Here is a 12,457-nt window from a genome sequence, read left to right as displayed (position 1 = left end):
AGACATACAGGAGGAATATCAATGGAGATACGTTATTCCAGTCACCCAGAGGATGTGAAATATTACACCACAGAGGAGCTGCGAGATCATTTTCTGATTACGGATCTCTTCCAATATGGGGAGATCAAGAGTGTATATTACCATGAGGACCGCATGATCGTAGGCTCTGCAATGCCCACCACGGCGGCGCTGGTGCCGGAGGATGGACGTCAGCTTGGATGCGCGTATTTTATGGAAAGGCGGGAGATGGGAATTCTCAATATCGGCGGCGAAGGGATTGTTAAGGCAGACGGCGCCGAGTATAGCCTACAGTACAGCGATGCGCTCTACGTCGGTATGGGGACAAAGGAGCTCTCTTTTTCCAGCGCGAATCCGGCCGACCCGGCAAAATTCTATTTTGTCTCGGTTCCAGCGCACAAGTCCTATGAATGCGTTAAGATTTCAAAGGCCGAAGCCATTGTACAGCGGGCGGGGAGCGAGGCTCAATGTAATACGCGGACGATCTTTCAGTATATTCACCCCTCCGTCTGCAAAAGCTGTCAGCTTTTGATGGGCGTCACCACTCTGGACAGCGGCAGTGTGTGGAATGCGCCGCCATTTCACACCCATGAGCGCCGGGCAGAAGCGTTTCTCTATTTTGATATGCAGGAGGAGGATGTGGTCTTCTATCTCATGGGCCATCCCACACAGACGCGGCATCTTGTCGTGCGTCCGCGGGAAGCGGTTCTCTCTCCCAGCTGGTCTATGCATGGCGGTTGCGGGACAGGGCGATATTCTCTAGCATGGGCTATGGCGGGAGAAAATCAAGCCTTCGGCGATATGGATGCCGTGTCCCTGGCAGATATCCAGTAGGTTTTGAGAGAGGGGTGTTGATTTGATGGAGATACGTCCTAGGAGACTTCGGGGAGGAGATTCTTTGCGGAAGATGGTGCGGGAGACGCGAGTCTCGCCCTCTTCCTTGATCTATCCTCTTTTTATCAAAGAGGGGTCTAATATTCGAGAGGAGATTCCCTCCCTTGCCGGGCAATTCCGATATAGCCCAGATCGAGTGGATCAAGCAGCGGAGGAGGCGTTGGCTCACGGTGTCGGAGCCTTGCTGCTCTTTGGTCTTCCTGAAAAAAAGGATCCTCTTGGGTCCGCCGCCTATGCGGATGACGGCGTTGTGCAGCAGGGAATCCGCAGGCTGAAGGAGCGGTACCCGCAGCTCTACCTCATCACCGACGTCTGCATGTGTGAATATACGTCCCACGGGCACTGCGGAATTCTCTGTGAGACGGAGGTGGATAACGATGCGACGCTGCCATACCTCGCCGCCATTGCAGTATCCCATGTTCGGGCTGGTGCCGATATGGTGGCGCCGTCGGATATGATGGATGGAAGGGTTCTCGCCATCCGGCAGGGATTGGATGAAGCAGGATTTTATGGTACGCCCATCATGTCCTACGCGGTGAAATACGCCTCCTCCTTCTACGGCCCCTTTCGGGAGGCGGCGGGTTCCGCCCCCTCCTTTGGCAATCGAAAGGGGTATCAGATGGATTACCACAATGTTCGGGAAGCGCGGAAGGAAGCGCAGCTGGACGTGGAGGAGGGCGCTGACATTTTGATGGTGAAACCGGCCATGTCCTATCTCGATGTCATGTATCAAGTTAAGCAGGAGACGCTGCTGCCCCTGGCCGCTTACAGCGTCAGCGGTGAATACGCCATGATCAAGGCGGCGGCGGCCCAGGGCCTGATCGATGAATATGGCGTCATGTGTGAGAGTGCCATTGGGATCTACCGCGCGGGAGCGGATATTCTCATCTCGTATTATGCGAAGGAGATTGCAGATGCCATGGGAAAAGGAGATATCGGATAATGGAGACAAAGAGTGAGGCTTTATTTGAGCGTGCGCAAAAGGTGATCCCTGGCGGTGTCAACAGCCCAGTGCGGGCATTTCGCTCCGTTGGCCGGCATCCTCTGTTCATTGAGCGGGCAGAGGGTCAGTATATCTATGACGCAGATGGAAACCGCTATACGGACTATGTAGGCTCCTGGGGACCGATGATTTTGGGACATAAAGCGCCCGTTGTACAGGAAGCGGTATTGAAAGCGCTGGAGGGGGGCTTGAGCTTCGGTGCGCCCACAGAGAGGGAGGTACTGATTGCAGAGCTGATCACCCAGCATGTGCCTGGCGTGGAGATGATTCGAATGGTCAATAGTGGGACGGAGGCGGTCATGAGTGCCGTTCGGGCCGCTCGAGGGTTTACGGGGCGTTCGAAGATCATCAAGTTTGAAGGCTGCTATCATGGGCACAGTGATGGAATGTTGGTCAAGGCGGGTTCCGGCGTCATGACCGCGGGGATTCCCGATAGTCTGGGAGTCCCGGGGGGATGTGCCGCAGACACACTGACGGCAGTGTACAATGATCTTGACAGCGTGGAGCAGCTCTTCCAGCAACACAGAGGGGATGTTGCCGCCGTCATTTTGGAGCCGGTGGCGGCCAATATGGGGGTCGTGCTGCCAAAAGAAGGATTTTTGCAAAAACTGCGGAACATGTGCGATACCAATGGAGCGCTCTTGATCTTCGATGAGGTCATTACAGGGTTCCGTTTGGCCTTCGGGGGTGCGCAGGAGTATTTCGGGGTTCAGGCGGACTTGGTGACGTACGGGAAGATCATAGGCGGCGGTATGCCAGTGGGCGCCTACGGGGGGCGGAGAGAAATCATGGAGACGGTGGCTCCGTTGGGAGGCGTGTATCAGGCAGGAACCCTCTCGGGGAATCCCGTCGCCATGGCGGCTGGACTGGCCCAGCTGAGATTTTTGCTGGACAATCCACAGGTTTACGGGCAGATTGAACAATCCTGTGCCTATCTTGTGGAGGGGCTTCAAAAGGCAGCCGCAGAGGCAGAGGTGCCCTTGACGGTCCACCAGATCGGTTCCCTGGCCTGTCTCTTTTTCACCGGCTCCCCGGTGGATGACTATGGCAGCGCAAAGTCCAGCGACACGAAGAGATTCGCTCGGTATTTTAACGCCATGCTAACGAGAGGTCACTATTTTGCTCCGTCTCAGTTTGAAGCCATCTTCTTGGGATATGCCCATACAAAAGAGGATCTGGACCGGACGATTCAGGACGCGCGTGGGGTTATGAAAACGATATAGGGAGATTACGTACCGAGATTTTTATGAAAATGCAAAGCTGTATTGAATCGGGAGAAACCGCCAGTTCTTTAAGACAAGAAGGAGGTTAAATATGCGAGACACGATTTCACTCAACGGAACATGGGATTTTATGCCCCTTTACCAGCAACATGTTTCAGGTCTGCCGGAGGAGATCTGTTATGCGCCGGAGCCGGTACAGGTGCCATCCTCGTGGCGGCAGTCGAGCCAGGAATTCCGGATCGAAAAATATGGATTTGACCCGTTTCACATGTTTGAGTATCCAGCAATATGGGATGAGGCAGAATCCGGAGTGCTGCACAGGGTCGTCACTCTGGAGAAAGACCAGATTGGACAAAGGCTTGTTTTGCAGTTTAACGGCATTTTTCAGAAAGCCTATATCTATTGGAACGGAGAGATGCTTGCCGAAACGCAAGAGGCGTATCTGCCTACATATGTGGACATCACCGGAAAGGGACGGGAGGGAGAAAACCAATTACACGTAGTCTGTACCAGTTTTAACAGCTGTTTCATCGCCTCCGGCCAGAAGAAGGTGACAGGCTTGGCTGGTTCCTGGTTCCACAAGCTATACCGAGGCATCTGGCAGGATGTCAATCTGCTCATCATGCCGAAAACCTGCATTGCCGATGTGGAAATCGTCACATCGGTGCGAGAAGGGACACTCAGCGTTATGACAGAGCTGTGCGGTGCAGAGGGGAAGGCGCTCTCAGTGGAGGTCTCCGTATATGACGGGGAGGATGAGGTTAAGTACATCTCCTGTGCTGCCAACGGGAAAAGCCTGGTCGAATTGAAGGAAGGCTGGGAGAATCCGATTTTGTGGGATATAGAGAATCCCCATCTGTACTATATGGACGTGCATCTGACGGAAAATGGAGCGGTTCTGGACAGTGTGCGCCAGCGGTTTGGATTCCGGGAATTCTGGGCGGATGGGCAGAATTTCATGCTGAACGGGACCCGCATCAATCTGCGCGGCGACTCCTGGCATTTTCAGGGCGCTGTCCAACAGACGAAGGACTATGCCCTGAACTGGTGCAGGACATGCAAAGAGTACGGTGTCAACAGCATTCGATACCATGCCAACCCTTATCCTTCGTATTATCTGGATGCGGCAGATGAGATGGGAATTCTGATAGTCGATGAGACGGCAATCTATGGTTCTGGCAAGTCCATGGATGCGGCGAATCCAGAATTTTTGGACAACTGCCGCCGGCATATCCGAAATTTTGTGCAGCGCGATAAAAATCATCCGTCTGTGGTGATCTGGAGTCTGCAGAACGAAATGCGCTGGGTGGATGGACGAGATGAATATAAAAAACATGTGCCGGCTTTGATGGATATCTTTCATCAAGCCGACCATTCCGGGCGTCTGATTTCCTTAGACGGTGATAACCGCCTCATTGACAAGGAGCACACGGAGATCGCCAGCTTGCATTATAATATTGACGGCATGATCAATCAGTGGGATCGAAAAACGCCGCTGACCATCGGAGAGCACGGCGGGCTGTGGTATGTCTGCCCTCAAAATAGTAGTATGTATATGGGGCTTCAAGCCTATCATGACCACGAAACTTGCGCGGAAGGGATTTCCATCAAAGAGCAGCTGTTCATGGAGTATGCGCGGCGCAAAGAGGTTTCAGGGATATCCAGCTTTAATTTTGCCCACTATTTTGCCACCAGTATGCCGGGCGAGGATATCCCCATTGAGAATCCGCCCAGGACAATCAGAAAAAATTCATTGACCATAAACAACGGCCTCCTACCGCCGGAATATCCCCGCTATCGCCCCAATGTGACCTGCCAGTACGCGGTCGAGGGAATGCGGCCCGTGACAATCATCCCACGGGAATACGATCATTCCTTTTATGACGACACCCCCATTCATCGAACGCTGGATGTTTACAACGATACGCTGCACCGTCAGCTAGTAACACTGAGGATGCGGGCCGTACAGGGTTCCGATATGGTCTATGAGGAGAGCAAAAGCTTTACCCAGGAGCCAGGCGAGTATATATCCGTTGGAATCAGCATTCAGCCTGCAAAATGCACGGAGCGGACTGCGCTTTCTCTGTCGGCAGAGCTATATCACGGGGAAAAGCTTATGTTCACGCTCCACCGAGAGTATTCAGTCTATCCGGCAGAGCTGAAAACAGAAAAAGCGATTCATGCCCCGATATGCTATTTTGGCAATGAGGCGGATTATGAAACGATCCGCAGGCTGGCGCCCAACTGTCGCCGGATAGGGTCAATTCAGGAGGCGGGCCCGGAAAAAATTCTTGTTCTCGGCAGCGGGCTGGAAGAGCAGGAGGCAGATTTGCACAGTGGGCTGTACGACTTTATGACGGGCGGCGGGCGCATCCTGATCCTGGAACAAAAGGGATTTTCTTTCGGCAGTATGACCATAAATAAAAAGGACTTTTTGCGCGCCCATGCCAGCGAATATTCCCACCCGGTGCTGAAGGGGCTGCAAAATGATGATTTTAGTTGCTGGCTCCCTCACGCGGGCGAATACGGTCCAGACTCTTTCATTCACAGCGCTTTTGAGAAACCGCAGCGCGGCGACTTTCAGATCCTTCTGGAGTGCAGTTTTGGCGATTTCAACGACGGCGGTGATCTGTGGACGCCGCTGTTGGAATACAGGAAGGGGCAGGGGGCGGTTCTTGCCTGTCAGCTTGAAGTGATGAAGCATTTTGCAGAGGTGCCCCAGGCGTGCATACTGGTTCGGAATATGCTGTCCTATCTGGAGGAGACAACATATGTGTACGCGGAGACCGGTGTGATTGCCGGGGCGGCAGAAAAACAATTCTTTGATGCTTTAGGTCTGGTCTATCGGGATGAATTTGACTGGGAGACCGTCAAGCTCCTGATTGTATCGCCTTCGGCTGCTGTCGGTCGGGAAAGGGAGATCCGTGAATTTGTCGGGCGTGGCGGGAAGCTTCTCTGTCTTCCTGTCAGCGACGGCAGTTTCTTGTCCGCGGTGACAGGGCGGCCCGTGATCACGGAAAACCGCCCAACCTATCAGATTTGGCCGGCCCATGGGGCGGCGGAGCTATGTGGGATCTCGGTGGTGGATTTGTTCGGCATGGATAAGGTCGGAATGTCGCCACGGGAGGTGACAAACCGCTTTGTGGCCGAATCGGCAATCTCCATTCCCGGAGCGGTGAAGCTCGCCGAGAGTGTGGAGGACACAATCTGGGAGGACCTGTTTATCGACGGCAATACAGCAGAATACTGTAAGCGTGCCCTGGTAGCCTATAAAAAGGAGCAGGCGGAGCAACCCCGGTGTTATATGGCCAAGGTGGATACCATTGTCATGTCTCAATTTATTGTGAGCGCGGAGGATGAGAAATCCGTCCGGGTTTATACGCGGCTTTTGGCGAATCTGGGGGCGCAGTTTGATGACGGGGAGATGGAGACCATCAAGGACGCCGGGCGATATGCGGTGGAGAGTATGCTCGCCTTGCCCTATGAGTCTTATGAGAACTATGACAGGGCATTTCAGTACTATTCGGATCCGGAATTCAGCCTGAACAATCTGGGGGAAGGCCTCTATGGCTGGATGAAGAAGTTTGAACGGGATCAAAAGGACGGATTTCTAACGCTGACGGGAAGTGCCGGCAGGATTATGTTTGTGACCTGCTTTGTCCACGGGCTTTCAGGAGCGGATAAGGAGTATCGCGCCGATCTTGAGTCCAATTCGGACTGTACTTTCTATCTCAACGGCGAGAGTGTCAACGATAGCCGAGTGATTTTGAGAAATGGGATCAATCGGGTGTTCCTGCTTGTCCGCGCGGGTAAAGACGATGTGCGGCTGCGTCTGGTATTCAAAAACCCAGACGGTAGTTTCGCCACCGACCTGCTGTATCGGACAACAGTGGATGAGGTAGACCCAAAATAAGAAAAGGAGGATGGGATGATGGTGTATCGCTTTATGTATCAGGGCTATTCGGATGGCCCGATGGCACTCAAAGAGAATAGCGGCGCAGAACACGCCTCTATGGCAGAGAAGAATGGGCTTGTATTTTTATATTATGAATCCCAGATGGAGGACTTGCCGCCGGAGGCGGTGGTGGAGGGGGCGATGACGCCTTATCCCGACGGCCGTTGCTGGCAGAGAATGATGGAAATATTCCACTATTCCAGGCCCCTTTCCCGAGAGCATTGGCAGCGAAAAATCCAGGGCAAGACGCCGGAATTCCGGATAAACTATGTTCGGCCGGAAATGGTGGCAAGCTACATCTACTATCACTACCAGTACCAGGAGGAAATGCCTGGCGACGGGGATAAATACGGGATTATTTTTATCAGCGGCAATCGGCTGGTGATGTATCTGGAGACCCCAACCGAGCCGGAGACAGAAAAATACTCGGGGAGTCTAACCACCCACATCACGCCCCATGATCAATGGGGGAAGGTCATGGACCCACATTTCCAGCCGTGGGAAAATGGGAAAAAGGAATGGCGATCCATGGAGTTGGTGCAGTAGGAGTGGTATCGAACGGAAAATACCAGAGGAGCCGTTGCAACGTAGATGTTCAGTCTGCGGAGCAGCGGCTCTTCTCTGATTTGGAGAGAGGGGTGGAGGAGGAAAGAGTACAAATTGACGGCAAATTTGTTCTTATTGTCAAGACGAAATTTGACATACTATGTCAAATTTTACCCGTTTTTTGACATGTTATGTTCTGGTCAGCCAACGGCAAATCCGCTACAATAAAACCATCCCGTCAGGAATCAAGGAGTAGAAAGGAGCACTGTAACAATGCCTAGGACGCCGAGGGCGAGAGAAGAGAGCGGAATTCACCATGTGGTAGTGCAAGGGCTCGATCACCAGAAAATCTTTGAGGAGAATGAGGACAAAGATCTGTATCTCGATATCGTGCTGCGCTTTAAAGAGCGCTTTGACATGCGGCTATACGCATACTGCATACTGCCCAATCACGCCCATCTGCTGCTGAAGGAGGGAGAGATCGACATCTCCAGCTTCATGCGCAGGGTGGGAGTCAGCTTTGTCCACTGGTACAAGATGAATCACGCGGTGGAAGGCCCTGTGTTTAGAGGGCGGTACATGAGCGAGCCGCTACAGGATGAAAGCCAGATTCTCCAGGTCGCCCGTTATATCCACCAGGAGCCTGTCAAAGTGGGGCTGGTCAAGGAGATGGAGGAGTACCTGTGGAGCAGCTACCGCCTGTACTTATATCGAAATAGCTTTATCGACTCGGAAGCCATTCTGGACCGTCTCCACTACTGGGGTCCCTATGAGAATTATATGAAGGTACCGGAACCCGCCGTGTATCTGGAGGAAGTGCCGCCGCGATTTGGAAAGACGGACCGGGAGGTTAGAGCTTTGCTGTTGAATCGCCTGGGTGGGAAGGCTATAGAAGAGCTGCGCTATATGCCGGCCGACATGCGGGATGCCATCCTGGCAAAGCTTCGATTTGACGACAAGGTATCCGTCACACAGCTGGCCAGAGTGACTCAGCTGGGCCGGAGCATCATCCAAAAGCTGAGGAAGCCGGACGAGTAGGCTATTCCATATCCTGGTCCAATCCCTTGGAGGCGCCAAAAGTCCGCTTCAAAAAGGCTTTCGTCCGATCCTGAACCGGATGGTCGATGACCTGGCGCGGATCGCCCTCCTCCACGATGAAGCCCTTGTCCATGAAGATGACCCGGTCCGCCACATCCCGGGCGAAGATCATCTCATGGGTGACAACCACCATGGTCATATGTTCATTGGCCAGCTGACGCATGACCTGTAAGATCTCACCGGTGAGTTCTGGGTCAAGGGCAGAGGTCGGCTCATCGAAGAACAGAATTTCCGGGTCCAGAGCCAAGGCGCGGGCGATTGCCACGCGCTGCTGCTGACCTCCGGACAGCTGGCAGGGATACGCGTCAGCTTTATCCGCCAGTCCCATTTTTTGCAGAAGTTCCGTTGCTTTGGCCATGGCCTGCTCCCTCCCAATGCCAGCAATGTGGATGGGGGCGTCGCACAGATTCTGCATCACAGAAAAATGGGGAAAGAGATTGAAATTCTGGAAGACCAGGCCAAAGCGCCGGCGGATTCGCTGCTGTGTCTCCCTGTCGGAGTAGGCGCAGCCGCCTGACGGGGTTGCCTGGACAAGGGCGTCCTCCCCAAAGTAAATGCTTCCGCCGTCCAGCGTTTCCAGTGTGGTGCAGCAGCGAAGAAGTGTGGATTTCCCGGAACCGGAAGGGCCGATGATCGCCACAACCTCCCCCTGGTCCACATGAAAGGAAATGTCGTGCAGGACCTCATTGTCGCCAAAGGCCTTTTTGGCATTTTGTACGTCTAATACCGGCATGGGACAAGGACCTCCTTACTGATAATAGCTGAGTTTCCGCTCAGCAAGATTGAAAAGACGTGTGATAAAAAAGGTGGAGATGAGATAGAATATGCCCGCGATGATGATAGGCGTCAGGGAAGCGCGGGCTGTGACAGCCGTCTCCGCGATTCGAAACATTTCATAGACGGCGATGGTCTGTGCCAGCGCCGTATCCTTGATAAGCGTGATCACTTCATTGGACATGGGCGGAAGAATCCGTTTGCATACCTGGGGGAGTATGATGCGGAAAAAGGTTTGCGATTTACTGTAGCCGAGGACATGGGCGGCCTCGTGTTGTCCCTTCGGAATGCTTTCCAGACCGCCCCGGTAGATCTCCGCAAAATACGCGGCGTAATTGAGGGTGAACGCTATGATTGTCGCCGGAAACCGGTATCCGGCCAGCGGCAACCCGAACAGATAATAGGGGGCGAAATACACGAAAATGAGCTGTAGCATGAGGGGTGTGCCACGAATCACGAGCAGGAACCATTCCACGGGCTTGCGCACCCATTTATGCTTCGACATGCGGCCTAAAGCCACAGGAAGCGCAAGGGGAAGAGAAAAGAGCAATGTGAGAAAAAAGATGGACAGGGTGACGAGATATCCATTCCATAGTTGCATGAGTAAGCTCGGCAAACCCTTAAAAAATTGAATCAAAGGATCCAGCATATCGATACGACCTCCCGAGTCAGTAGAAAAAAGGGCGAGTCTGAAAAAACAACAGACAGCGCCCTTCACAAGCTTATTGAATTACGGTTACATCATGGCCGAACCATTCGTTGGAGATTTTCGCCAGAGTACCGTCGGCAGCCATTTCTTTCAGTGCCTTTTCAACTTTATCCCTTAATTCCGTGTTGTCTTTCTTGAACCCGATGGCGTATTCCTCCGCGGCCAGAGATCCATCCAGGACACGGTAGGGGCCCTCCAATTTCGTCACATAATAGTTGGCGACAACCTCATCGACCAGAACCACATCGCAGCCGCCAGCTTCCAAATCCTGTAGGGCTTTCACGTTGTTGTCGTATTCCAGAACCTTGGAGATGGTCCCTTTGAAATCCGCGTTCGCCTCGTCGTTGAAGGCATCATAGGCGCTGGAACCAGCTTGAAGAGCCAGGACCTTGCCATTCAAATCGTCTTTGGTCTGATAGTCAGAATCGCTCTTGACGACCAACACCTGATTGTTCTTCATATAGGGCGAGCTGAGAAGCAGCGCTTCCTCCCGGTCAGGGGTGACGGTCATGCCGTTCCAGAGGCAGTCCACATTTCCCGCGTCCACTTCCTGTATGTTTGTAGTCCAGTTGATGGGCTTGAATTCAACTTCCATGTTCAGACGCTTGGCAACCTCCTTCGCCAGATCGATGTCAAAACCTACAAGATTGCCGTTGTCATCCCGATACCCCATGGGCGGAAATCCGTCGTCCAGTCCTACAACCAATTTGTCGCCAGAATTGCTCTTACATCCAGTCAGCGCGAAGACGGTAATCAGGCCCACGGCCAGGCAGAGCGCCATCGCTTTTTTAATCCTCTTCATGAGTTCTCCTCCACATATGTAATGATTGCGTTATGACGATATCGCACAACTATTCTACCATATTAGTATGATAAAGTAAAGGCCGAGTGTGAATAATTTTGGTGCGATAGGGGAGGCTATAGAGCGAAGGCAAGAATGAAAATGGTTGTGAAATGAGGGAATGGCATATGAAGAAAAAAGTGAAGGAAAATGTTGGCATCCTCGACGCGTTCATGAGGATAACGCTAGGGTATACCCTTCTGTCCATGGGGCAGAAAAAGGATTCCGGGTGGATGACGGTGCTAGGAAGCCTAAAAATCGCAGAGGGTATCACACGGTTCTGCCCAGTTTTACATCTCTTGGGCCGAAACACGGTTAAGGGTTCCTTTTGCAAAGATATTATGGACGATATCGAAAGGGTTATGGAAGATTAAAAGGGACATCTCCACGGCAGCGCTGCCGTGGAGATGTCCCTTTTATGGCGTAAAGCGGTTGTCGTCTGGATAATTCCCTTCTCGTTCCCAAATGCTGTGCATCAACTCATATCTTGACAGGTCCAGGCCAGTGTAGACGCAGTTGGACGTGGAAAAAATGTAGCCGTATCCCGGCATTCCTTCCCGGAGGGAGCGGCGGACGTCCTCGGCGCACGCTTCCTCTGTTCCCGTCTGCAAAAGACCGCAGTTGACATTCCCGATGAGACAGACCCGGTCGCCAAATTTTTGTTTGATTTCCTTCAGATCCACGCCACCCTGTGGGTCCAGGGAATGAAGTGCGTCCGGTCCACATTGTACCATCTGCTCCACAATGGGATTGATGTTACCGTCGGTGTGCTTGATGACATATAAGCCGGCATCGTGATAGCCCTTCGTGACCTTCGCCAGATAGGGAGCGATGAGATCTTCAAAGATACCAGGACTAAAAAATGGATTGGTGTTGAAGCAGTAATCGGAGCAGAGGGCAACGCCGTCCAAAAGCCCTGGATGCCTTGCATACTCTTCCGCCCAGAACAGGCAGTCCTCCACATTTTTTTGCTCAATGGCCTTGAGGGCGTCCTCCTCCTCGTACATCTGGCGGGAAAACTCCATCATAGTGTCCCCATCGGGAATGCCGAAGGTAGGATCGCCGTGCATCATGATGAAATACGTATCCCCTGAGATCTCTCGGATTTTTTGCATTACACGGATATTGAATGCAAAATTGGAGAGGCTTGTCTGGAAAAAGATAGCGCTGTGTCCATAGATCTTTGCAATATCCACGTAACAGGACGCGATATCCCGAATGTGTAACTCCTGTTCACGGGCAGACATCTGATCCCATTGGCTATAATTTCGATGCTGGGGGTGGACCTTTCCCAGAACCTCCATGGTGAGAAAGAAGACAAGTTCAAAATGAGGAACCCGGCCGGTGATGGGTTCACGCTTCAAGCATTTGATAAATTTTTCCCTCGGTGTCATGT

At 52.7% G+C, this 12,457-nt stretch carries 11 protein-coding genes; 7 read left to right on the top strand and 4 right to left on the bottom strand.

What is annotated here, in order from left to right; translation table 11 throughout:
* The first annotated feature begins 21 nt into the window (after positions 1-21).
* The 6 genes from kduI to H8730_RS05895 all read left to right on the top strand — a co-directional run bounded on the left by kduI (position 22) and on the right by H8730_RS05895 (position 8,677).
* Entirely contained in the window at positions 22-852 is an 831-nt protein-coding gene (gene kduI, locus H8730_RS05920; RefSeq protein ID WP_177719750.1) for a 5-dehydro-4-deoxy-D-glucuronate isomerase, read from the top strand.
* 25 nt (positions 853-877) lie between these two features.
* Positions 878-1,855 (top strand): porphobilinogen synthase, encoded by a 978-nt coding sequence (gene hemB, locus H8730_RS05915; RefSeq protein WP_177719751.1) that lies wholly within the window; start codon positions 878-880, stop codon positions 1,853-1,855.
* The gene (gene hemL / locus H8730_RS05910; protein WP_177719752.1) at positions 1,855-3,138 is read left to right on the top strand and encodes a glutamate-1-semialdehyde 2,1-aminomutase; all 1,284 of its coding nucleotides are present in this window, start codon (positions 1,855-1,857) and stop codon (positions 3,136-3,138) included. The genes hemB and hemL overlap by 1 nt, the downstream gene beginning before the upstream one ends.
* A 91-nt stretch (positions 3,139-3,229) precedes the next feature.
* A complete protein-coding gene (locus H8730_RS05905; RefSeq protein WP_249289562.1) occupies positions 3,230-7,051 on the top strand; it encodes a glycoside hydrolase family 2 protein in 3,822 nt (1,273 codons plus the stop codon).
* 15 nt (positions 7,052-7,066) lie between these two features.
* Positions 7,067-7,639 (top strand): L-rhamnose mutarotase, encoded by a 573-nt coding sequence (locus H8730_RS05900; protein ID WP_249289561.1) that lies wholly within the window; start codon positions 7,067-7,069, stop codon positions 7,637-7,639.
* 273 nt (positions 7,640-7,912) lie between these two features.
* Positions 7,913-8,677: a transposase gene (locus H8730_RS05895; RefSeq protein ID WP_177716500.1), complete on the top strand. Its 765-nt coding sequence runs from the start codon at positions 7,913-7,915 to the stop codon at positions 8,675-8,677.
* Between the two features lies 1 nt (position 8,678).
* Here the strand turns inward: H8730_RS05895 and H8730_RS05890 are convergent, their stop codons facing one another.
* From H8730_RS05890 to H8730_RS05880, 3 genes are all read right to left on the bottom strand, one after another.
* Positions 8,679-9,470 (bottom strand): amino acid ABC transporter ATP-binding protein, encoded by a 792-nt coding sequence (locus tag H8730_RS05890; protein ID WP_177716498.1) that lies wholly within the window; start codon positions 9,468-9,470, stop codon positions 8,679-8,681.
* A 15-nt stretch (positions 9,471-9,485) separates the two neighbouring features.
* The gene (locus tag H8730_RS05885; RefSeq protein ID WP_177716496.1) at positions 9,486-10,160 is read right to left on the bottom strand and encodes an amino acid ABC transporter permease; all 675 of its coding nucleotides are present in this window, start codon (positions 10,158-10,160) and stop codon (positions 9,486-9,488) included.
* Positions 10,161-10,233: 73 nt separating this feature from the next.
* Entirely contained in the window at positions 10,234-11,022 is a 789-nt protein-coding gene (locus H8730_RS05880; RefSeq protein ID WP_177716494.1) for an amino acid ABC transporter substrate-binding protein, read from the bottom strand.
* Between the two features lie 167 nt (positions 11,023-11,189).
* On the opposite strand from H8730_RS05880, the gene H8730_RS05875 reads away from it, so the two are divergent.
* A complete protein-coding gene (locus H8730_RS05875; RefSeq protein ID WP_177716492.1) occupies positions 11,190-11,435 on the top strand; it encodes a YgaP family membrane protein in 246 nt (81 codons plus the stop codon).
* Positions 11,436-11,477: 42 nt separating this feature from the next.
* Here H8730_RS05875 and H8730_RS05870 read toward each other — a convergent pair whose 3' ends face one another.
* Positions 11,478-12,455, bottom strand: coding sequence for a uroporphyrinogen decarboxylase family protein (locus H8730_RS05870; RefSeq protein WP_177716490.1), 978 nt, complete (start codon positions 12,453-12,455; stop codon positions 11,478-11,480).
* Positions 12,456-12,457: the final 2 nt, after the last annotated feature.

It is taken from the genome of Bianquea renquensis (genome assembly GCF_014384895.1).
Taxonomy (GTDB): domain Bacteria; phylum Bacillota; class Clostridia; order Lachnospirales; family Bianqueaceae; genus Bianquea; species Bianquea renquensis.
Note: the sequence above shows the minus strand (reverse complement) of the source record. Positions and strands in the feature narration are given on the sequence as shown.

Coding starts and splice junctions, on each gene's coding strand:
- kduI (WP_177719750.1), top strand. CDS start 22: ATGGAGATACGTTATTCCAGTCACCCAGAGGATGTGAAATATTACACC.
- hemB (WP_177719751.1), top strand. CDS start 878: ATGGAGATACGTCCTAGGAGACTTCGGGGAGGAGATTCTTTGCGGAAG.
- hemL (WP_177719752.1), top strand. CDS start 1,855: ATGGAGACAAAGAGTGAGGCTTTATTTGAGCGTGCGCAAAAGGTGATC.
- H8730_RS05905 (WP_249289562.1), top strand. CDS start 3,230: ATGCGAGACACGATTTCACTCAACGGAACATGGGATTTTATGCCCCTT.
- H8730_RS05900 (WP_249289561.1), top strand. CDS start 7,067: ATGATGGTGTATCGCTTTATGTATCAGGGCTATTCGGATGGCCCGATG.
- H8730_RS05895 (WP_177716500.1), top strand. CDS start 7,913: ATGCCTAGGACGCCGAGGGCGAGAGAAGAGAGCGGAATTCACCATGTG.
- H8730_RS05890 (WP_177716498.1), bottom strand. CDS start 9,470: ATGCCGGTATTAGACGTACAAAATGCCAAAAAGGCCTTTGGCGACAAT.
- H8730_RS05885 (WP_177716496.1), bottom strand. CDS start 10,160: ATGCTGGATCCTTTGATTCAATTTTTTAAGGGTTTGCCGAGCTTACTC.
- H8730_RS05880 (WP_177716494.1), bottom strand. CDS start 11,022: ATGAAGAGGATTAAAAAAGCGATGGCGCTCTGCCTGGCCGTGGGCCTG.
- H8730_RS05875 (WP_177716492.1), top strand. CDS start 11,190: ATGAAGAAAAAAGTGAAGGAAAATGTTGGCATCCTCGACGCGTTCATG.
- H8730_RS05870 (WP_177716490.1), bottom strand. CDS start 12,455: ATGACACCGAGGGAAAAATTTATCAAATGCTTGAAGCGTGAACCCATC.